Source organism: Azospirillum lipoferum 4B (assembly GCF_000283655.1).
In the GTDB taxonomy this organism is placed as follows: Bacteria; Pseudomonadota; Alphaproteobacteria; order Azospirillales; family Azospirillaceae; genus Azospirillum; species Azospirillum lipoferum_C.
The window spans coordinates 1,734,597-1,756,126 of the sequence record NC_016622.1 but is presented as its reverse complement, the minus strand read 5'-3'; the positions used below and the strand labels follow the sequence as shown (position 1 = coordinate 1,756,126).

Genomic DNA, 21,530 nt, shown 5'->3' with positions numbered 1-21,530 from the left:
GTTGCCGGACGCCGCGAGGCGACATCAAACCGAGTAGTACATCTTGTACTCGATCGGGTGCGGCATGGTCTCGAAGGCCATCATCTCTTCCGTGCGGAGGTCGATGTAGCCGTCGATCATGTCCTGCGTGAAGACGTCGCCCTTGCGCAGGAACTCGTTGTCCTCGCGGAGCGAGTTCAGGGCTTCGCGCAGCGAGCCGCAGACGGTCGGAACCTTGGCCAGCTCTTCCGGCGGCAGGTCGTACAGGTTCTTGTCCATCGCGTCGCCCGGATGGATCTTGTTCTGGATGCCGTCCAGGCCGGCCATCAGCATGGCGGCGAAGGCCAGGTACGGGTTGGCCGACGGATCCGGGAAGCGGACCTCGACGCGCTTGCCCTTCGGCGAGGCGACGTACGGGATGCGGCAGGACGCCGAACGGTTGCGGGCCGAGTAGGCCAGCAGGACCGGGGCCTCATAGCCCGGGACCAGACGCTTGTAGCTGTTGGTCGACGGGTTGGTGAAGGCGTTCAGCGCCTTGGCGTGCTTGATGATACCGCCGATGTAGTACAGCGCCAGCTCCGACAGGTCGGCATACTGGTTGCCGGCGAACAGCGGCTGGCCGTCCTTCCAGATCGACTGGTGGCAGTGCATGCCCGAACCGTTGTCGCCGAACACCGGCTTCGGCATGAAGGTCGCCGACTTGCCGTAGGCGTGGGCGACGTTGTGCACCACGTACTTGTAGTACTGCATGTTGTCCGCGGTGCGGACCAGCGTGTCGAACTTGATGCCCAGCTCGTGCTGGGCGGCGGCCACCTCGTGGTGGTGCTTCTCGACCGGAACGCCCATCTCGGCCAGGACGCTCAGCATCTCGGCGCGGAGGTCGTTGCAGCTGTCGATCGGGGCGACCGGGAAGTAACCGCCCTTGGTGCCCGGACGGTGGCCCAGGTTGCCGTCCTCATAGTCCTTGTCGGACGAATAGGTGCCCTCGTCCGAATCGAACTGGTAGGAGACCTTGTTCATCTCGACCGTGTACTTCACGTTGTCGAAGACGAAGAACTCGGCTTCCGGACCGAAGAAGACGGTGTCGCCGATGCCGGCCGAGGCGGTGTAGCGCTCGGCGGCCTTGGCGATGCCGCGCGGGCAGCGGGCGTAGGAGCCGCCGGTGCCGGGATCGTACACGTCGCAGAGGATGTTCAGCGTCGGCTGGGCGGCGAACGGATCCATGACGGCCGTTGTCGGGTCCAGCTTCAGGATCATGTCCGACTCTTCGATGCCCTTCCAGCCGGCGATCGAGGAACCGTCGAACATGATGCCGTCCTCGAACACATCCTCGTCGATGGTCGAGACGTGCTGGGCCGTGTGGTGCAGCTTGCCGCGCGGGTCGGTGAAGCGCAGGTCCACGTACTTGACGTCGTGTTCCTTGATCAGGTCGAAGACCTTGCTGATGTCGGACATGTCTCTTTTTCCACGCTTTAAGAGGGTTGGATCCCGCTGCGTCAAGCCGCTGCCCCAGCCCCTTCGGGGCTTCGGCGGCGGAGTGCGGCGCTCGCGGCGGACGTTATCTCACGCCTTTCTTCCCCGTACAACGCGCCAACCCAAAAAGTCGCACGTTCGCCATAGGCGGCCATCGGCCGTTCGGCGAAGGGTGCGGCAGGGGCCGGCGCGAGGGGATGGGGAAAACGGCGCATGTTGGCGGGTGCTGGTCGGAAGGGGGCCGGTTGGAAGGTCGGGCGGGATGGCCGGACGCGATCAGATCGCGTCGGCACCCTTTTCGCCGGTGCGGATGCGGACCACTTCCTCCACGGGCGTGACGAAGATCTTGCCGTCGCCGATGCGGCCGGTATGCGCGGCCTGCTGGATCGCCTCGATCGCCCGTTCCACCAGGGAGTCTTCCATCACCACCTCGATCTTCACCTTCGGCAGGAAGTCCACGACATATTCCGCGCCGCGGTAAAGCTCGGTGTGGCCCTTCTGGCGGCCGAAGCCCTTGGCTTCGGTGACGGTGATCCCCTTGATCCCGACCTCGTGAAGGGCTTCCTTCACCTCGTCGAGTTTGAACGGCTTGATGATGGCTTCGATCTTCTTCATGGGTCTCTCGTGTACGAGGTGCCAACGCCGGCAGGCACCGTCCACGGCACTGCCGACAGCGACGACGGTAAGCATGGAGCGTGCCACATTCGGCCGATCCGATCCGGCGGCGTCGACGCTGGTCATAAGACGGTCGGATGCCGTCCGATGGGGCAGGGTGCTGCCGAAGGATTTGGCGGAGTGAACAATATTTGTGCAACTGGCGCAAGCGCTCCGCGCTGACGGGCGTTCGAAGTCCGCATCGGCTGGGCGAAAGGGGTGCCATTCCGCTCCGAAAGAAGTTTTTTCACTTTTCGTGAAAAAGGCGCTTGACCGGCCAGCCGCGGTGGAGCATAACGCGGCTCCCGACGGCGGAAACGCTGACGGCGGCGGTGGTAGCTCAGTTGGTAGAGCTCTCGGTTGTGGTCCGAGCGGTCGTGGGTTCGAGTCCCATCCATCGCCCCATCTTCTTCTTCGCGTTCAGCGAAAATTCTGTTTCTATAAACGTCCGCACGGCATAATTGCCGTTTTGCGGGCGTTTATGCTTGTCTGAATGGCTTTCGCAGGTGAAGAGAACCCCTACGGGTAGAGCGGGCGTCGTATCTTCACCTGCTCGGGGAACGGCAAGACAAGCCAGGGTCGGGGAGAGTGGGGGATGGATGAGCTTCTGTCCGTCGCGGAGATGTATAGGGCCGACCAGCTGGCCATCGCTGCCGGGGTGCCCGGCCCGGCCCTGATGGAGGCCGCCGGCGCCGCCGTGGTCCGCGCGGTGTGCGAACGCTGGGCGCCGCACCCGACGGCCGTGCTCTGCGGCCCCGGCAACAATGGCGGCGACGGCTTCGTGATCGCCCGGCTTCTTCTGGAGGCCGGCTGGCCGGTGCGGCTGGCGCTGCTCGGCACGCGCTCGGCCCTCGCCGGCGACGCCGCGGTGGCCGCCGAGCGCTGGCCCGGCCCGATCGAGGCGGCCGATCCCTATATCCTCAAGGGCAATCCCCTGGTCATCGACGCGCTGTTCGGCGCCGGCCTGTCCCGGACGCTCGACGGCCTTGCCCGCGCCATCGTCGAGGCGATGGAGGGGCGCACGGTGGTGGCGGTGGACGTGCCGAGCGGCCTGCACGGCGACAGCGGCCGGGTGCTGGGCGCCGCGCCCCAGGCGGCGCTGACCGTCACCTTCTTCCGCCGCAAGCCCGGCCATGTGCTGTTGCCCGGCCGTACCCTGTGCGGCGAGGTGGTGGTCGCCGACATCGGCATTCCGGAGCGGGTGTTGGACGGCATCGCCCCGCAGACCGCCGTCAACGAGCCGTCGCTGTGGCACCACCGCTTTCCCTGGCCGGCGCTGGACGGCCACAAATATGCGCGCGGCCATGCCGTTGTTCTCGGCGGCGCGCGGATGACCGGCGCGGCGCGGCTGGCCTCGGTCGCCGCGTTGCGGGCCGGGGCCGGGCTGGTCACCATCGCCTGTCCGCCGGAGGCTTTTCCGATCTATGCCGCCGGCTGCGCCAGCGTGATCGTCGATCCGCTGGAGGAAGCCGACGCTTTCGCCCGCCTGCTGCAGGACCAGCGGAAGAACGCGGTGCTGATCGGGCCGGGAGCGGGCAGGGGGGCGCAGACCCGCGCCGCGGTGATGGCCGCGCTGGACGCCCGCAAGGCCTGCGTGCTGGATGCCGATGCGCTGACCAGCTTCGCCGAAGCGGCCGACGAGCTTCTCGACCGGTTGGACAAGCGCTGCGTCCTGACCCCGCATGAGGGGGAGTTCGCCCGGCTGTTCGGCGATTCGGTCGGCATGGACGGCGACAAGCTGTCGCGGGTGCGTGCCGCCGCCGCCCGGTCGGGTGCCGTGGTGGTGCTGAAGGGAGCCGACACCGTGGTCGCCGCGCCCGACGGCCGCGCCGTGGTCAATGTGAACGCGCCGCCCGATCTGGCGACCGCCGGGACCGGCGACGTGCTGGCCGGCATCGTGCTGGGCCTGCTGGCGCAGGGGATGGATGGGTTCGAGGCCGCCTGCACCGCCGTCTGGCTGCATGGCGAGGCCGGGCGCGCCCTCGGCCCCGGCCTGATCTCCGACGATCTGGCGGGGGCGCTTCCCGGCGTGCTGAAGGCATTGAAGGCGCAGGGCTGACACCCGCCGAAGGTCACACGAGCGCAACGTCGGAGGTACTTCCGAAGGGAGCGTCCACGCGCCCCCTTGCGACGCCGGTCGAGGCGGGCCAGACTCCGGGGCATGAGCGACGCACCCGACACGACCACGCTGGATCCTGTGCCGCCATCCCAGGCCGCGCAGTCCAACTTCTTCGACCGCGCGCTGGACAACCTGCGCACCCGCTGGCGCGAGATCGCGGCTTCGGCCCGCGGCGCCGTCGGCGCAGCGCCGCGCACCCATCTGCCCCGCGAGGACGCCGAGCGGCTGAAGGAGCAGATCGAAGCCTGCCTGGAATCGCGTGGCGGCGAGGTTTCGGCCCGCGCCCGCGCCGCCCAGCTCGGCCGCACCTATCTGGCGCTCGATCCCCAGGGCCGCCGCAACTTCCTTCTAATGCTCGCGCGCGACTTCGACGTCGACCGCGACGCGGTGACGGACGCGATGGCGACCTTCCAGGCGGCGGCCGATCCGGTCGCCCGCGGCCATGCCGAGCGGGCGCTCCGCCGTGCGCTGGAGCCGCCGCGCCTGCGCCTGCTGACCCAGTTCAACGCCCTGCCGGAAGGCGTCAAGTTCCTGGTGGACCTGCGGGCCGAGCTGATGGAGATGGCGCGCGGCGAACCGCTGCTGCAGGCGCTGGAAGACGATCTGAAGAACCTGCTGCGCGCGTGGTTCGACGTCGGTTTCCTGGAAATGCACCGCATCACCTGGGACAGCCCGGCCTCGCTGCTGGAAAAGCTGATCAAGTACGAGGCTGTGCACGAGATCAGCGGCTGGCAGGATTTGAAGGACCGGCTCGATTCCGACCGGCGCTGCTTCGCCTTCTTCCACCCGCGCATGCCGCACGAGCCGCTGATCTTCGTCGAGGTGGCGCTGGTCCAGGGCATGTCGGACAACGTGCAGGCGCTGCTCGACCCCACCGCCCCGGTCTGCGACCCGAAGAGCGCCGACAGCGCCATCTTCTATTCGATCTCCAACGCCCAGGTCGGGCTGGCCGGCATCAGCTTCGGCAATTTCCTGATCAAGCGCGTGGTCGACGGGCTGGCGACCGAATTCCCCAACATCAAATGCTACGCCACCCTGTCGCCGATCCCCGGCTTCCGCCGCTGGTTCGACCGGACGCTCGACCGCGACGGCGACGCCGTGCTGACCAACACGGAGGCCGAGCGCATCGCCGAACGGCTGGCCGAACTGGAGCAGGACGAAGATGGCGAGGCGTCGGCCGGGGCGCCCACCGAGGGCGGCATCGGTGCCGACGAATCGCCGCTGCTCACCCGCGCGCTGTCCCGCCCCAGCTGGGCGGAGGATGAAGAACTCCAGAAGCGGCTTCGCGGCCCCCTGATGCGGATGTGCGCCCAGTATCTGACGGTGCTGCAGGAGGCGAAGGGCCATGGCCGCGCCCGCGCGCAGGATCCGGTGGCGCATTTCCACCTGACCAACGGCGCCCGGATGGAACGGCTGAACTGGCTGGCCGACCGGTCGGGCAAGGGTCTGAAACAGTCGCTGGGGATGATGATCAACTACCGCTATCGGCTGGGCGAGATCGATGCCAACCACGAGGCTTATACCGGCGAGGGGCGCATCATCGCCTCCTCCGCCGTGCGGTCGATGGCCAAGTCCGGCGGCTGACGGGAACAGACCGGGCCTCACTCTCTTGAGTGGGGCCATTTTGCCTGTTTGCTTCCGGCGCGCTGTGCTATAGACCGGACTTCGCCGGCGGTCCGGCGGGTGTTTGCGCACCCGTCGCGGCTGCCTTTGCCATGAACGCGGGCGTGGCGGAATTGGTAGACGCGCTGGATTTAGGTTCCAGTGACTTCGGTCGTATGGGTTCAAGTCCCTTCGCCCGCACCATGGCAACACCTTGGACCGCATGGACAACACGGATTCGGGCCGCCCGGACGGGCGCCGCCGGGCCGGACCAACGAGATAGGCTTTCGTTCCGATGAACATCACCGAGACCAGCACCGACGGCCTCAAGCGCGAATTTCAGGTCGTCATTTCCGCCAAGGACATCGAAGAGAAGGTGAACGGCAAGCTGGAAGAGCTGCGCCGCACGGTCCAGCTGCCGGGCTTCCGTCCGGGCAAGGTGCCGGTCACCGTGATCAAGCAGCGCTATTTCGGTGGCGTGCTGTCCGAGGTGCTGGAGGACGCCATCTCCGACAGCTCGCGTCAGGCGCTGAGCGAGCGCGGCCTGCGCGTCGCCCTGCAGCCGAAGATCGAGGTCGAGAAGTACGAGGACGGCGGCGACCTCACCTACAAGATGGCGGTCGAGCTGCTGCCGGACGTCGAGCCGGGCGACTTCACCGGCATCGAGCTGGAGAAGCCGGTCGCCGAGGTCACCGACGAGTCGGTGGAAGAGGCGCTGGCACGTCTGGCCTCGGCCCACTCGACCCAGGCCCCGGTCACCGAGGACCGCGCTGCCGAGACCGGCGACATCGCCGTGATCGACTTCGCCGGTTCGGTGGATGGCGAGGCCCTGCCGGGCATGGACGGCAAGGACTACCCGCTGGAGCTCGGTGCCGGCCGCTTCGTGCCGGGCTTCGAGGAGCAGCTGGTCGGCGCCAAGGCCGGCGAGCACCGCACCGTCAACGTCACCTTCCCGGAAGACTATCCGCACGAGCGCCTGAAGGGCGCCGCGACGGTCTTCGAGGTCGACGTGAAGGAGCTGCGCAAGAACGTCCCGGCCGAGGTCAATGACGAACTCGCCAAGGAGTTCGGCATGGAAAGCCTGGAGAAGATGCGCGAAGCCATCCGCGACCGCATCAAGGGCGAGTATGACGGCCTGTCGCGCCTGCGCGTGAAGCGCCAGCTGCTCGACAAGCTGGCCGAGGCCCATTCGTTCGAGGTGCCGGCCGGCATGGTCGACATCGAGTTCGAGGGCATCTGGGCCCGCCTGCAGGAAGAGCTGAAGAACGGCACGGCCGGCGAGGACGCCAGCAAGTCCGAGGACGAGCTGAAGGCCGAGTACCGCTCGATCGCCGAGCGCCGCGTCCGCCTGGGTCTGCTGCTGTCGGAAGTCGGCCGCCGCAACAACATCCAGGTCACCCAGGACGAGGTGAACCGCGCCCTGATCAACGAAGCCCGCCGCTTCCCCGGTCAGGAGCGTCAGGTGTTCGAGTTCTTCAAGCAGAACCAGCAGGCGCTCGAGAATCTCCGTGCCCCGATCTTCGAGGACAAGGTCGTCGATCACATCCTGGATCAGGCCAAGGTGACCGAGAAGACCGTCAGCGTCGAAGACCTGACGAAGGACGAGGACGAGGCAGGCAACGAGTCCGTGGCCGCCTAACTCCCCAAAAGGAGTGGGGGCGGACTACCATCCGCCCCCAAAGGTTCCTATATGTGGTTCCGTACCGGCGACGATCACCGGTTCAGCCAACTGCGGGGGCAGGGAAGAACACATGTACGACTTCGAGCCGAAGATGAATGCTCTGGTCCCGATGGTCATCGAACAGACCAACCGGGGCGAGCGCGCGTACGACATCTATTCGCGCCTGCTGAAGGAGCGGATCATCTTCCTGATCGGCGGAGTGAACGACGCCGTCGCCAGCCTGATCTGCTCGCAGCTGCTGTTCCTTGAATCGGAGAACCCGAACAAGGACATCGCGCTCTACATCAATTCGCCGGGCGGCTACGTCTCGGCCGGCCTCGCCATCTACGACACCATGCAGTACATCCGTCCGCAGGTGTCGACGGTCTGCATGGGGCAGGCAGCCTCTATGGGCTCGCTGCTGCTGGCCGCCGGCGCGCCGGGCAAGCGCTTCTCGCTGCCCAACAGCCGCATCATGATCCACCAGCCGTCGGGCGGCGCCCAGGGCCAGGCCTCGGACATCGAGATCCAGGCCCAGGAAATCCTGAAGCTGCGCTCGCGCCTGAACGACATCTACGTCAAGCACACCGGGCAGGATCTCGACACCATCGAGACAGCCATGGAGCGCGACAAGTTCATGTCGCCGGAAGAGGCGAAGGCCTTCGGCCTGATCGACGAGGTGGTGGAGAAGCGTCCGGGCGTGGATCATTCGTGAGCCGCTGGACCTGAGCCCTCCCAACAAAGGGTTGATCGGGTCGTGACGCTGTTGTTGAATGGCAGTGACACGATCCGGTCATAGGGGACGTCCCGATGAGGGACCCGGATATGCGGATCGTGATGCGTCGCCAGATCGGCGCATGACCTTGTCGCGGGCGTCGTCCGCGATAACCTGAGTAGGACCGGCGTCGGGGGGCGCCGCGAACGGGCATGGTTCTCAAGGACCACGCCTCCCGCGAGATGACGGAGTACCGATGAGCAAGTCCAGCAGCGGCGATTCGAAGAATACGCTCTACTGCTCCTTCTGCGGCAAGAGCCAGCACGAGGTCCGCAAGCTGATTGCCGGTCCGACGGTGTTCATCTGCGATGAATGCGTCGAACTGTGCATGGACATCATTCGCGAGGAGAACAAGACGACCCTCGTGAAGTCCCGCGATGGGGTTCCGACTCCGCGCGACATTCATGCGGTGCTCGACGATTACGTCATCGGACAGTCCTACGCCAAGCGCGTGCTGTCGGTGGCGGTCCACAATCATTACAAACGCCTCGCCCACGGGACGAAGCACAACGACGTCGAACTGGCGAAGTCGAACATCCTGCTGATCGGTCCGACCGGCTGCGGCAAGACGCTGCTGGCCCAGACCCTGGCCCGCATCATCGACGTTCCCTTCACCATGGCCGACGCCACGACGCTGACCGAAGCCGGTTACGTCGGCGAGGATGTCGAGAACATCATCCTCAAGCTGCTGCAGGCCGCCGACTACAATGTGGAGCGGGCGCAGCGCGGCATCGTCTACATCGACGAGGTCGACAAGATCAGCCGCAAGTCCGACAACCCGTCGATCATCCGCGACGTGTCGGGCGAGGGCGTGCAGCAGGCCCTGCTCAAGATCATGGAGGGCACCGTCGCCTCCGTGCCGCCGCAGGGCGGGCGCAAGCATCCGCAGCAGGAATTCCTGCAGGTCGACACCAGCAACATCCTGTTCATCTGCGGCGGCGCCTTCGCCGGCCTGGACAAGATCATCGCCCAGCGCGGCAAGGGCACCAGCATCGGCTTCGGCGCCGATGTGCGGTCGGCCGACGAGCGCGCGACCGGCGAGATCCTGCACGAGGTCGAGCCCGAGGATCTGCTGAAGTTCGGCCTGATCCCCGAGTTCATCGGCCGCCTGCCGGTGCTGGCCACCCTGTCCGACCTGGACGAGGGCGCGCTGGTCGAGATCCTCAGCAAGCCGAAGAACGCCCTGGTCAAGCAGTACCAGCGCCTGTTCGAGATGGAGGACGTCCATCTGGAGTTCTCCGAGGACGCCATGCGCGCCATCGCCCACAAGGCTATTGCCCGCAAGACCGGTGCCCGCGGCCTGCGGTCGATCATGGAGGCCATCCTGCTCGACCCGATGTTCGACCTGCCGGGCCTCACCGGCATCGAGAGCATCCTGGTCAACAAGGAAGTGGTCGAAGGGCGTGCCAAGCCGCTCTACGTCCATGCCGAACGGCGCAGCGAGGCGCCGGGCGCCTGACCCGGTGAGACTCCGTCGCGCCTGTCGCGATGCGGCGAATAAAAGGGGCGCTTCGGCGCCCCTTTTCTTTTGCCTGCGGCCATTTCCTTTATCAGCACGGTCCCGGTGCCGCCGGTGCCATGGGGCGGCCGGCTTCCAATCCGAATCGTCGCCACTCCGGAGCCGTCATGGCGGTCCTGGCCCGGGTTGGGGCGCGAACGGGGCCGTAATGCTCCCCATCAGGCGGCCGAATGGGTACGAAACCGGTCCGAAGTGCCGTTCAAGCCGTCCGAAAGAGGAATAAACGCGGAGTTGGCCGGTGGAATGGCCTTCTCACCCCGTGGAAACGGCGCGAAGGAAACCGCAGCCACTTGAAGGGCGCATGGGCGTGTGCCACGTTAGTCGGGTGCCGTAGGCGATCCCCGCGCTCAACCCGAGGCGGGGGCTGTGTCAGGCCCATTCCGGGCTGGCGGCGATCCATTCATTGAGGCCCTGCCGATGATCGAACTCTCCCGTGGTGCCCTCTACCCGGTCCTGCCGCTGCGCGACATCGTGGTCTTCCCCCACATGATCGTGCCGCTGTTCGTCGGGCGCGAGAAGTCCGTGCGCGCGCTGGAAGACGTGATGAAGGATGACAAGCAGATCCTGCTCGTCACCCAGAAGAACGCTGCGCAGGACGATCCGACTCCGGCCGACATCTACAGCGTCGGCACCGTCGGCACCGTGTTGCAGCTGCTCAAGCTGCCGGACGGGACCGTCAAGGTGCTGGTGGAAGGTGGCCAGCGCGCCGCCATCACCAAGTTCGCCGACAATGAGGAGTTCTTCCAGGCCCAGGCCGAACTGGTCGAGGAAAAGACCGGCGAGAACCAGGAGCTCGAAGCCCTGAGCCGCGCCGTCGTCTCCCAGTTCGAGCAGTACATCAAGCTCAACAAGAAGATCCCGCCGGAAGTGCTGGTCTCGATCAACCAGATCGAGGAAGCCGGCAAGCTGGCCGACACCGTCGCCTCGCATCTGGCGCTGAAGATTCCGGAAAAGCAGCAGCTTCTGGAATGCGCCACCGTGTCGGAGCGGCTGGAGCGGGTCTATGCCTTCATGGAAGGCGAGATCGGCGTTCTTCAGGTGGAAAAGCGCATCCGCAACCGCGTCAAGCGGCAGATGGAGAAGACCCAGCGCGAGTACTATCTGAACGAGCAGCTGAAGGCGATCCAGAAGGAACTCGGCGAGACCGAGGACGGCCGCGACGAATCGGCCGAGCTGGAAGAGAAGATCAACAAGACCCGCTTCTCCAAGGAAGCCCGCGAAAAGGCTCTGGCCGAGCTGAAGAAGCTGCGGTCGATGAGCCCGATGTCGGCGGAAGCCACCGTGGTCCGCAACTATCTGGATTGGATGCTGTCCATTCCGTGGAAGAAGCGCACCAAGGTGAAGCGCGACCTGAAGCTGGCCCAGAAGGTGCTGGACGCCGACCATTACGGTCTGGAGAAGGTCAAGGAGCGCATCCTCGAGTATCTTGCCGTCCAGAACCGGATGAACAAGGTCAAGGGTCCGATCCTCTGCCTCGTCGGCCCGCCCGGCGTCGGCAAGACCTCGCTCGGCAAGTCGATCGCCAAGTCCACTGGCCGCAACTTCGTCCGCATGTCGCTGGGCGGCGTCCGTGACGAGGCCGAGGTGCGCGGTCACCGCCGCACCTATATCGGCTCGATGCCCGGCAAGGTCATCCAGGGCATGAAGAAGGCGAAGTCCTCCAACCCGCTCTTCCTGCTGGACGAGATCGACAAGCTCGGCGCCGACTGGCGCGGCGACCCGTCGTCCGCCCTGCTGGAGGTCCTGGATCCGGAACAGAACGGCACCTTCAACGACCATTACCTGGAGGTCGACTATGACCTGTCCGACGTGATGTTCGTCTGCACCGCCAACACGATGCGCATGCCGCAGCCGCTGCTGGACCGCATGGAGATCATCCGCGTCGCCGGTTATACCGAGGACGAGAAGGTCGAGATCTCCAAGCGCCACCTGATCGAGAAGCAGATCGAGGCGAACGGCCTGAAGAAGGGCGAGTTCACCATCTCCGACGACGCGCTGCGCGATCTGGTCCGCTACTACACGCGGGAAGCCGGCGTCCGCAGCCTGGAGCGCGAGATCGCCAACCTCTGCCGCAAGGCGGTGAAGGAGATCCTGCTGAAGGGCAGCGGCGGCGCCAAGGTGTCGGTCACCCGCCGCAACCTGGACAAGTATGCCGGCGTCCGCCGCTTCCACTATGGCGAGGCGGAGCTGGAGGATCTGGTGGGCGTCACCACCGGTCTGGCCTGGACCGAGGTCGGCGGCGAGCTGCTGTCGATCGAAGCCGTCGGCCTGCCCGGCAAGGGCCGCGTCACCACCACCGGCAAGCTGGGTGACGTGATGAAGGAGTCGGTCCAGGCGGCCGAAAGCTACGTCAAGTCGCGCGCCGTCGCCTTCGGCATCAAGCCGACGCTGTTCGAGAAGAAGGACATCCACGTCCACGTTCCCGAAGGCGCCACGCCGAAGGACGGCCCGTCTGCCGGTGTCGCCATGGCCACCTCCATCGTCTCGGTGCTGACCGGCATTCCGGTGCGCAAGGACGTGGCGATGACCGGCGAGATCACGCTGCGCGGCCGGGTGCTGCCGATCGGCGGCCTGAAGGAGAAGCTGCTGGCCGCCCTGCGCGGCGGCATCAAGCATGTGCTGATCCCGAAGGACAACGAGAAGGACCTGGCGGACATCCCGGACAACGTGAAGCGCGGGCTGGAGATCATGCCCGTCAGCACGGTGGACGAGGTGCTGCGCAACGCGCTGGTGCGTCCGTTGGAGCCCATCGAGTGGACCGAGCCGGAGGTCGATCCGGCCGCGGCGAAGGCCCAGGAGAAGGGCGCGGACGGAGAGGTCCTGCGTCACTGATCCGGGGTCGGCGGTTACGATCCGATCGTGGCCGCCACTGGACGGGCGACTTTTGGGACATGATGAGCTATGCCGCCCGTCGGGAATTGACGGGCGGCAATCGCTGTGCTTATCCTTTGCTTCCAATAAGTCGTGGACGAAAAGTCCTGGGGCGGCTTTTGTCTTTCAGTATTTGCTGAATTTGGAAGGGGGATTGCGTGAACAAGAACGATCTCGTGGCGCATGTTGCCGAAGCGTCCGGTTTGTCCAAGACCGACGCCACGAAGGCCGTCGACGCCGTGTTCGACAGCATTGCCGAATCCTTGAAGAACGGCGATGAGGTCCGTCTGGTCGGCTTCGGCACCTTCGCGGTGGCTGAGCGTCCCGCGACCGAAGGCCGCAACCCGCGCACGGGCGAGAAGATCGACATTCCGGCGTCCAAGCAGCCGAAGTTCAAGGCCGGCAAGACCCTCAAGGACGCTCTGAACTGAGGTTCAGCCGGATGGGCTTGAAGTTTCCGGCCCATTCAGGGCATAGTGCGGCCGGCCGGGCTTCCTCCCGGCCGGCTTGTGTTTGAAAGCAAAGGCTTTTTCCAGGGTTTCGGGCGATTAGCTCAGCGGTAGAGCGTCTCGTTTACACCGAGAATGTCGGGGGTTCGATCCCCTCATCGCCCACCATTCCCATCCGCGTTTCCACCACCAGGCCCCGATCCGGGGCTTTTTTCATGCCCGAAAAGTGAGGGGCGCCGGATGGGCGCCCCTTTGGCGGTCACTGCTCGCCGCAAGGGTTCGGCTGGTCCTTCATGCCGACATAGCCCTGGCTCGCATCATACAGGAACTGGTACTGCCGCAGGAAATGGCGGCCGGTGTTGATGAAGGGCGGGCGCTTGTCGGTGCTCCAGGGGATCACCTGTTCCGGCTCGTTCGGCGCGCCGCCGCCGACGATGAAGGCATCGGTGGCGATGGGATTGGCGGCATCGGGGATTTGCACGGCGACCGAGGTTTGCGGTGCCAATACGCCGACGGTCTTGCTCGGCTCGCTCCTGTCAGGCTGCTGCACCGTGTCGAACTTGATCGTGGACGGCACCGTCAGGTAGCTCTGCGGGATGCCGGTATCGACCAGGATGTTCGCCGGGGTGCAGATCGGGCCGTTGGCATCGCGGTTCTCGTTCGGATTCACCGTGATGCAGCCGCGCGGCATCATCCAGTCGCCGGGATATTGCTGATAGGGCTGCAGCTTGGCGAAGCGGAATCCCGCCGTGTTGGCCGCGGTCAGCCCGACCTGGATGCCCTGGCGGCCGATGATGTATCCCCTGTTCAGCGTTCCCGGGGCGATGGGCTGGCCGTTCACGCTGCGCAGGTTCAGCAGGACATTCTTGTCCGGCGTGCCCTGCGGCTGGAAATCCGCCTCCTGGCCGAATCCGACGCCCATGTAGAGCACGGGCTTCTGCGGTGCCGGCAGGTTGGGGCAAATCTTCTGGTCGGTCTGGTAGCTGTCGCACTTGCCGGCCTGCTCGACGCCCAGCACGAAGACCTCGGAGGTCGCCACCGGCTTCTTGTTGCGGTCATACAGGGTGACCGTCATCGGCACCCAGGTGCCGACCCACAGCACCTTGCTGCTGGACAGGAACTGCGTGCCGGCCGTGGCACCGGTGGCCGTCTTCAGCTGTTCATAGTTGGGGATGTTGGTGGCCGAAATGGCGATGCCGACCGATCCCGTGTCCATCGTCACGGAGTGGATGGTGCTGTCGCCGGCAATGCTGAAATTCAGCTGCGGCGCATCGGTGAAGGACACCGGCTGGAAGTTCGCGAAGGGAATGCACTGGGTAACGCTGGCGCCGTCATAGCCGGGCTGGCTCTGGGCCAGGGCAGGGCTGGCGACGGCGAGGCTCAGTGCCGCTGCGGTCACGGTGCGGGTGGCCGAAGTGAAGAATTCCATGGCACGGCTCATCATTGATTGAGAATGCCAAGAGAATTGCTGGCGACGCGGGTATCGTCCAGTGACCAATCTTGCCAAAAAAGAGCGAATCTCCGCGCCACCGCAATCAATGGGGCGGCTGCCACCCAGCGATCCTGCGGTGGCTCAGCGTGCGTGCTGGTCCAGGAAGCTGCGGCACTGATCGAAGTCGCGCAGGCACGGATCGGGCAGGTCGATTCCCTTGCGCTCCGCCAGACTGCGGGCGAAGGCGACCATGCGCTCCGTCGGCTCGCGGCGGCGAAGCCCATTCGGCGGCGCAGGAGCGGTGGCCGGAGCGGCAGGCCGTCCGTTATCCGCCTGCGCGCTCGTCGGCGGTGCCGATGCCGGAGCCTTGGCTTTGCGGACACGGCGCGGCTTCGGCGCGGCAGCCCCACCCTCCACCGGAGCTTCGGCCTTGCGGGTCCGCCGCCGCACCGGCTTGGCAGCACCCGCTGCGGCGCCGGTGGTGCGCCCACCAGTGCCGCGGCGGGCGAATCGTGCCTTGGGTGCGGGCATGCCGAGGTCGAGCAGCGTGCCGCGTTGCCCGACCAGCGCACCGATCAGCCGCTCCGCCTCCGTCGCGATGGCGTCGATCACCCGGCGGAAATCGGCGCGTCCGGTGACCACATCGTCCAGCTTCATTTCCCACAGCGCGGTGGTGCCGGGATCGACCAGGGTCGGGGCGGCGGCGCGCAGCGTCTCGAACAGGTGCAGGCCGGCCGGTGTCGGGACCAGCCATTTGCCGTCCGCGCCCAGCAGGTTCTGCTTGCGCAGCCCCTTGATGACTTCGGCGCGGGTGGCCGGGGTGCCGATCCCCTTGGCCTCCTTCAGCCGGTCGCGCAGGGACGGCTCCTCGACGAACCGCCAGGCGTTCTGCATGGCGTCCACCAGCGTGCCTTCGTTGTAGCGCGGCGGCGCCTGGGTGCGCTTGGCCTCCAACTTCGGATCGCTCAGGGTCGCCGGCTCCCCATCGGTCAGCGGCGGCAGGGTCTGCTCGGCCTCCTCCTCCGGTTTCCCGCCGGAGCGGTCATCGCTCTCGGCAGAGCCGAAGGCGGCCTTCCAGCCCAGCTTCAGCGGGATACGGCCGACGGCGCGGAAGGCGACCGGCTTGGTCCCCCCGGGCGTCGGCATCGGCACCGGCATGGTCACGCTGGTCTGGCGATACTCGTAATCCGGCATCACCGCGGCTAGATAGGAGCGGCAGATCAGCGCATACAGCCGCTTCTCATCGTCGGTCAGGCGGACCAGCCGCGATTCCAGATCGTCCAGCACATTGACGTTGGGGATCACCGCATGGTGCGACACGCCCTCCAGCGCCTTGTCGCAGAAATGGCCGGACTTGCCCTTGCGGATCACCGGCCGCGCAATGTCGAGATGGGCGAAGCCGCGCAGCCGGGTCAGCGCGCCGACGATGGCCGGCACGTCGGCGATCTGGTTCTCCGACAGATAGCGTGCCTCGGCGCGCGGATAGGTTATCAGCTTCTTGCCGTCGCCGTCATACAGCTCCTGCGCCACCGCCAGCGTGCGGTCGGCGGTCCAGCCCCAGCGCTGACCGCAGGTCTTCTGCAGCGCCGGCAGGTCGTAGAGCTTGGGCGGGACCTGCCGCTTCTCCTCCACCGTCACGGTCAGCGGGCCGCGGTGGTTGTCGGCGGCGCGGGCGATGGCCTCGGCCGTCGCCCGGTCCTTGATGCGGTCCTTCGGCGCCGGGGCGTGGCGCATCTGAAAGCTGCCCTCCGCCACGCTGGCGGTCGCCACGACCTCGAAATAATCCTCCGGCTTGAAGTTGCGGATTTCCAGCTCGCGCAGGCAGACGATGGCGAGCGTCGGGGTCTTCACCCGGCCGATGCCGATGACGCCGCGGGTGCCGGGCGCCAGCAGGGTCTTGGTCGCGGTTCGGGTCAGCGACAGGTTGTAGATCTGGTCGGCCTGCTGGCGCGCCACCGCCGCCTCGTAGAGCGGGCGCATGCTGTCGTTGGGCTTCAGCGCGGAGAAGGCGTCGCGCAGGGTCTTCGGGTCCTGCGCCGTGAAAAGAGCGCGCCGCACCTTGCCGCGATAGCCGACATGCTCCAGGATCTCCTGACCGATCAGCTGGCCTTCGCGGTCGCAGTCGGTGGCGAGGATCACCTCGTCGCAGGCGCGCAGCGCGGCAGTGATGGCCTGCAGCTTCGCCGCCTTGTTGCCGCCCTGGTCGGGGCGGGTGGGATAGAGCCCGTCCGGCTTCAGCAGGGTCGGCGACCAGCGTTTCCAGGCGGGATCGACCTCGTCCGGCTCGGCAAGCCGCAACAGGTGCCCCTCGGCCGGCAGGATGCGGCCGTAACGGTCGCCCAGGGCCGCGCGCAGGTCCTTCGCCTGGCTGGATTTTTCGGTGATGATCAGCGTCGCCATGCGCGGGAGAATACGGGATTGAGGGAAACGGAGCAAGAACATGCGCGCGGTCGGCACCACCCTGGCCTCGGCCGTATGGTCGCAGCCGCGCTGGTGCTCGTCGTTCTGGCCGGTGCGCCCGCTGCCCATGCGGAACGGCCGCTGCTGCCCGGCGTCGGGCCGGGGGACCGGCGGGTGCCGGTGGATGCGTCGGCCGCTCCCTGGCGCAGCGTCGTCCGCGTGCAGACCAATCTGGCCGGACGCTGCACCGGGGCGCTGGTCGGGCGGCGCACGGTGGTGACCGCCGGCCATTGCCTGTTCAACCCGCGCACGCGGCGATTCCTGGAGGCGTCTTCGCTGCATGTCCTGTTCGGCTATGACCGGGGAGATTACACCCGGCATGTCAGGGTGGCCCGCGTCGCGACCGATCCGGCCTATGATCCCGCCGCGGCCAATCCGGTGGTTTCCGCCGACTGGGCGGTGCTGACGCTGGCCGAGGCGGCGCCGGAATCGGTGCCGCCGCTTCCCGTCAGCGCCGTGCCCCTGCCGGCCGGGACGCCGCTGATGCTCGGCGGCTACAGCCAGGACCGGGCGCAGATCCTGATGGCCGACCGCGATTGCCGGATGCTGGGGGAGAGCGCCGGGCTGCTGGTGCATGATTGCGACGCCACGCGCGGAACCAGCGGCGGGCCGCTGCTGGTGCGGTTCGCGAGCGGCGACGGCCCGGCGGGGGGCGGCTGGGCTGTCGCCGGAGTCGGCGTCGCCGCCGGAAATGCGCCGGCCGTGCGCAATTTCGCCGTCGCCGCCGGCCGGTTCGCCGCAGTTTTGGCGAAGGATACCGCCGCGGAGCAGCCCTGAGCGGGGGAGGCGCATTTTTTACTTCGCGCGGGGCTCCGAATGGCATAGACGTACGCGCGTCTTTTTCGAGCCCCCGGAACCCGGAGTCTATTCGTCATGTCGATCCAGCGCTTCCACACCGGACCGCGCATGAGCCAGATGGTCGTCCATAAGGACACGGTCTATCTCGCCGGTCAGGTCGCCGACGAGCCGACGCCCGACGTCGAGCGTCAGACCGCCCAAATCCTGGCCCAGATCGACGCCCTGCTGGCGGAAGCGGGCAGCGACAAGAGCAAGCTGCTGTCGGCCACGATCTATCTGGTGGACATCGCCAGCTTCGGCGCGATGAACAAGGCGTGGGAGGCCTGGGTCGATCCGGCCAATCCGCCAGCCCGCGCCACGGTGGAAGCCAAGCTGGCTGCCCCGGAGTATCTCGTTGAAATTCAGGTCACCGCTGCTAAATAAGGCGGCGGAAACGGGGCGACCCGGCAGCCTCGGTTGGGGTGTGCCGGCGTGGCCCGAACGCTGTGAGGGCCGCGCGCTTCAATATTCCGACAAATTGCTTGTCGGTTTACGGAATGTTAATGACGCCTTAACAGATCGCCCGTAAAACCCCGACCAACCTCTGCCGCCGAAGCGGACGACCCTGACGGTCGCGCTTCGGTTGTCGCGTTACTGCAATGGAACCGCAACATGCCGCGCCAAACGCCACTGTCTGACATTCGGAACATCGGCATCATCGCCCACGTCGACGCGGGCAAGACGACGACCACCGAACGCATTCTGTACTACACGGGTCGCAAGCACACGATCATCGACGTCCACGAGACGAAGGATCTGAAGACGTCGACCACGACCGACTACATGGAGCAGGAGCAGAAGCGCGGCATCACCATTCAGTCCGCCGCGGTTTCGGCTTTCTGGCGCGACAAGAAGATCAACGTCATCGACACCCCGGGCCACGTCGACTTCACCATCGAGGTGAACCGCTCTCTGCGCGTGCTCGACGGTGCGGTCGTGGTGTTCGACGGCGTCGCCGGCGTGGAGCCGCAGTCGGAGACCAACTGGCGTCTGGCGGACAACTACAACGTTCCGCGCATCTGCTACGTCAACAAGATGGACCGCTCCGGCGCCAACTTCCAGCGCTGCGTCAGCATGATCCGTCAGCGCCTGAACGCGCGCCCGGTCTGCATCCAGGTTCCGCTCGGCTCGGAAGACAACTTCCGCGGCATGGTCGACCTCGTCGAGATGAAGGCCTATGTCTGGTTCTCCGACGACAAGGACGCCAAGTGGGAGACCTGGGAGATCACCGACGATCTCGCCCAGAAGCTCAACCTGACCGTCAAGGAAGACCTGGACAACGTCGCCAGCATTCCGGCCCTGCGCGCCGAACTCGTCGACACCGCCCTGGAGCAGGACGACGCGGCGATGGAAGCCTACCTGGAGTCGGGTGAGGAGCCGTCGGCCGACGTGCTGCGCGCCTGCCTGCGCAAGGGCACCATCACCGGCGCCTTCACCCCGGTTCTGTGCGGCTCGTCCTACAAGAACAAGGGCGTGTGCCAGGTTCTGGACGCGGTCGTCGATCTGCTGCCCGCCCCGACCGACGTCGAGGCGATCAAGACGGTGGATGAGGACGGCAACGCGAACGGCGAGCGTCTCAGCTCCGACGACGCGCCCTTCTCGGCGCTGGCCTTCAAGGTGCTGAACGACACCTACGGCTCGATGACCTTCATCCGCGTCTATTCGGGCGTGCTGACGAAGGGCATGTCGATCCTGAACTCGACCCGCGGCAAGCGCGAGAAGATCGGCCGCATGGTCGAGATGTTCGCCAAGGAAGCCAACCCGATCGAGGAAGCCCGCGCCGGCGACATCATCGCGCTCGTCTCCCTGCAGGAGACCGAGACCGGTGACACGCTGTGCGACGCCGCCCACCCGGTCATCCTGGAGCGCATGCGCTTCCCCGACCCCGTCATCAGCGTTTCGGTCGAGCCGAAGACCAAGGGCGAGCAGGAGAAGTTCTCCATCGCGCTCGGCAAGATGGTCCGCGCCGATCCGTCGCTCCGCCTGGAGACCGACCGTGAAACCGGCCAGACCATCCTGCGCGGCATGGGCGAGCTGCACCTGGAAGTGACGCTGGACCGCATGCGCACGGAGTTCGGCGTGGAAGGCAACATGGGCAAGCCCCAGGTCGCCTACCGCGAGACGATCACCAAGCCGGTCGAATACACCTACACCCACAAGAAGCAGACCGGCGGTTCGGGCCAGTTCGCCGAAGTGAAGATCATCTTCGAGCCGCTGGAGCGTGGCGCCGGCTTCACCTTCAAGGACGAGACGGTCGGCGGTTCGGTTCCGCGCGAATATGTCCCGTCGGTCGGCAAGGGTCTGGAAATGCAGAAGGAAGACGGCGTCCTCGCCGGCTACCCGACTGTCGACTTCAGCGCCCGCCTGGTGGACGGCAAGTACCACGACGTCGACTCGAACGCCCTGACGTTCGAAATCGCCGCCAAGGCCTGCTTCCGTGAGGCTCTGCCGAAGGCCGGCCCGATCCTGCTCGAGCCGGTGATGAAGGTCGAGATCGTCACGCCGGAGGATTACCTGGGCGACGTCATCGGCGACGTGAACCGTCGTCGCGGCACCGTCCTGGGCCAGCTGGAGCGTGGTTCGAATATCGCCGTCGAGGCCAATGTCCCGCTGAACGAGATGTTCGGCTACATCGGCCAGCTGCGCGGCATGACCTCGGGCCGTGCGTCCTACTCGATGGAGTTCAGCCACTACGAGCCGGTGCCGCGCAACGTCACCGACGAAATCGTGGCCGGCCGCAACAAGGCCGCCTGATCGCCTTCCTGGCAATCGGGACACATCCGGTAAAACCGACGGCCGGCGGAGCAATCCGCCGGCCGTTGGCTTTTTCGGCGTTCGGAAGGGCCGTTGAGGACCGTTGCGGCACTCGCCCGACAGCCATGCCAAGGGTGAAGGGGGCGGGCGGGCGGCTTAGGCGGGATGGTCCGGCAGCATTGGGACCGCGGTCAGGGCGGGGCGTCGGGCGCCTTTGTCGAATTCATTAGCAATTTGCAACAAAAAAATAGTTGGCAGAGAGTCGAATCCGTGCCCAAATTTGGGGCATGATGATTCGGCGCTTCTTTTCCTTGACTGTGCTTTTGCTGCTGACCCTCGGGGTGCCGGCCGGGGCGGGGCAGGGCAATGTGCGTCTGGACGGCCTTTTTCAAGCCTTGCACAGCACCACCGACGCCGCCTATGCCGAATCGGTGGAAGAGCATATCTGGGAATACTGGCTCGACCATCCCGACCCGGCGATGGTTCGCGACATGCGTGCCGGCGTTCTCAGCCTGAACAGCGACGATTACCACTCGGCACTGCGCGCATTCGACGCAGTGGTCGCCCGCGACCCCTCCTATGCGGAAGGCTGGAACAAGCGTGCCGCGGCCCATTACATGCTGGGCGATTACCGCTCGGCCATGCTCGACCTGCGCCACGCCCTGTCCTTGGAGCCGCGCCATTTCGGTGCATTCGTGGAATTGGGGCTGGTCTATCTGGCGCTTGGGGACGAGAAGCCGGCGCTGCGTGCCTTCGATGCGGCGCTGGAGATCAATCCCCATCTCGGCCGGGTCCGGGCGCAGGCCGACGCTCTTCGACATCGTGCCGCTGGAACCGACCTCTAGGCAGACGGGCAGGATCGGCTGCCAACGGTTGACGCGAGCAATACTCTCCTAAAAGACGCGCTAAAGAGGTATAGTGCCCGGCAATTCGACCAGGGGGCGGT

15 protein-coding genes and 3 tRNA genes are annotated in these 21,530 nt (G+C 66.2%); 14 read left to right on the top strand and 4 right to left on the bottom strand.

Annotation, left to right across the window (positions count from 1 at the left end; all coding sequences use genetic code 11):
- Positions 1-24 precede the first annotated feature (24 nt).
- Together glnA and AZOLI_RS08145 are read right to left on the bottom strand one after the other, a co-directional pair.
- Entirely contained in the window at positions 25-1,434 is a 1,410-nt protein-coding gene (gene glnA / locus AZOLI_RS08150) for a type I glutamate--ammonia ligase (RefSeq protein WP_014248129.1), read from the bottom strand.
- A gap of 294 nt (positions 1,435-1,728) precedes the next feature.
- Positions 1,729-2,193 carry a P-II family nitrogen regulator gene (locus AZOLI_RS08145; RefSeq protein ID WP_081505920.1) on the bottom strand — a complete coding sequence of 155 codons (465 nt, stop codon included), beginning with the start codon at positions 2,191-2,193 and terminating at the stop codon, positions 1,729-1,731.
- A gap of 242 nt (positions 2,194-2,435) precedes the next feature.
- Here AZOLI_RS08145 and AZOLI_RS08140 point away from each other — a divergent pair.
- The 10 genes from AZOLI_RS08140 to AZOLI_RS08095 all read left to right on the top strand — a co-directional run bounded on the left by AZOLI_RS08140 (position 2,436) and on the right by AZOLI_RS08095 (position 13,269).
- A tRNA-His gene (locus AZOLI_RS08140) sits at positions 2,436-2,511 on the top strand.
- Positions 2,512-2,701: 190 nt separating this feature from the next.
- The gene (locus tag AZOLI_RS08135; protein WP_014248128.1) at positions 2,702-4,165 is read left to right on the top strand and encodes a bifunctional ADP-dependent NAD(P)H-hydrate dehydratase/NAD(P)H-hydrate epimerase; all 1,464 of its coding nucleotides are present in this window, start codon (positions 2,702-2,704) and stop codon (positions 4,163-4,165) included.
- Positions 4,166-4,267: 102 nt separating this feature from the next.
- Positions 4,268-5,809 carry a malonyl-CoA decarboxylase gene (locus AZOLI_RS08130; protein ID WP_014248127.1) on the top strand — a complete coding sequence of 514 codons (1,542 nt, stop codon included), beginning with the start codon at positions 4,268-4,270 and terminating at the stop codon, positions 5,807-5,809.
- A 137-nt stretch (positions 5,810-5,946) separates the two neighbouring features.
- A tRNA-Leu gene (locus AZOLI_RS08125) sits at positions 5,947-6,031 on the top strand.
- A gap of 91 nt (positions 6,032-6,122) precedes the next feature.
- On the top strand, positions 6,123-7,466 hold the full coding sequence (gene tig / locus AZOLI_RS08120) for a trigger factor (RefSeq protein WP_014248125.1): 1,344 nt from the start codon (positions 6,123-6,125) through the stop codon (positions 7,464-7,466).
- A 112-nt stretch (positions 7,467-7,578) separates the two neighbouring features.
- Positions 7,579-8,202, top strand: a complete 624-nt coding sequence (clpP, locus tag AZOLI_RS08115) for an ATP-dependent Clp endopeptidase proteolytic subunit ClpP (protein ID WP_014248124.1) — start codon at positions 7,579-7,581, stop codon at positions 8,200-8,202.
- Between the two features lie 256 nt (positions 8,203-8,458).
- Positions 8,459-9,721, top strand: a complete 1,263-nt coding sequence (gene clpX / locus AZOLI_RS08110) for an ATP-dependent Clp protease ATP-binding subunit ClpX (protein WP_014248122.1) — start codon at positions 8,459-8,461, stop codon at positions 9,719-9,721.
- A 477-nt stretch (positions 9,722-10,198) separates the two neighbouring features.
- Entirely contained in the window at positions 10,199-12,613 is a 2,415-nt protein-coding gene (gene lon / locus AZOLI_RS08105) for an endopeptidase La (RefSeq protein ID WP_014248121.1), read from the top strand.
- A 197-nt stretch (positions 12,614-12,810) separates the two neighbouring features.
- The gene (locus AZOLI_RS08100) at positions 12,811-13,083 is read left to right on the top strand and encodes an HU family DNA-binding protein (protein ID WP_012974523.1); all 273 of its coding nucleotides are present in this window, start codon (positions 12,811-12,813) and stop codon (positions 13,081-13,083) included.
- A gap of 111 nt (positions 13,084-13,194) precedes the next feature.
- A tRNA-Val gene (locus tag AZOLI_RS08095) sits at positions 13,195-13,269 on the top strand.
- A gap of 91 nt (positions 13,270-13,360) precedes the next feature.
- Here AZOLI_RS08095 and AZOLI_RS08090 read toward each other — a convergent pair.
- Both AZOLI_RS08090 and AZOLI_RS08085 read right to left on the bottom strand, forming a co-directional pair.
- Entirely contained in the window at positions 13,361-14,530 is a 1,170-nt protein-coding gene (locus tag AZOLI_RS08090) for a hypothetical protein (protein ID WP_014248120.1), read from the bottom strand.
- A 144-nt stretch (positions 14,531-14,674) separates the two neighbouring features.
- Entirely contained in the window at positions 14,675-16,933 is a 2,259-nt protein-coding gene (locus AZOLI_RS08085; protein ID WP_014248119.1) for a DNA topoisomerase, read from the bottom strand.
- Positions 16,934-17,008: 75 nt separating this feature from the next.
- Here AZOLI_RS08085 and AZOLI_RS08080 point away from each other — a divergent pair, with 75 nt between their 5' ends.
- The 4 genes from AZOLI_RS08080 to AZOLI_RS08065 all read left to right on the top strand — a co-directional run bounded on the left by AZOLI_RS08080 (position 17,009) and on the right by AZOLI_RS08065 (position 21,429).
- On the top strand, positions 17,009-17,770 hold the full coding sequence (locus AZOLI_RS08080) for a trypsin-like serine peptidase (RefSeq protein ID WP_014248118.1): 762 nt from the start codon (positions 17,009-17,011) through the stop codon (positions 17,768-17,770).
- Positions 17,771-17,866: 96 nt separating this feature from the next.
- Positions 17,867-18,214 carry a RidA family protein gene (locus AZOLI_RS08075; protein WP_014248117.1) on the top strand — a complete coding sequence of 116 codons (348 nt, stop codon included), beginning with the start codon at positions 17,867-17,869 and terminating at the stop codon, positions 18,212-18,214.
- Between the two features lie 228 nt (positions 18,215-18,442).
- Positions 18,443-20,584 (top strand): elongation factor G, encoded by a 2,142-nt coding sequence (fusA, locus tag AZOLI_RS08070; RefSeq protein ID WP_014248116.1) that lies wholly within the window; start codon positions 18,443-18,445, stop codon positions 20,582-20,584.
- A 317-nt stretch (positions 20,585-20,901) separates the two neighbouring features.
- Positions 20,902-21,429, top strand: a complete 528-nt coding sequence (locus AZOLI_RS08065) for a tetratricopeptide repeat protein (RefSeq protein WP_244442554.1) — start codon at positions 20,902-20,904, stop codon at positions 21,427-21,429.
- Positions 21,430-21,530 lie beyond the last annotated feature (101 nt).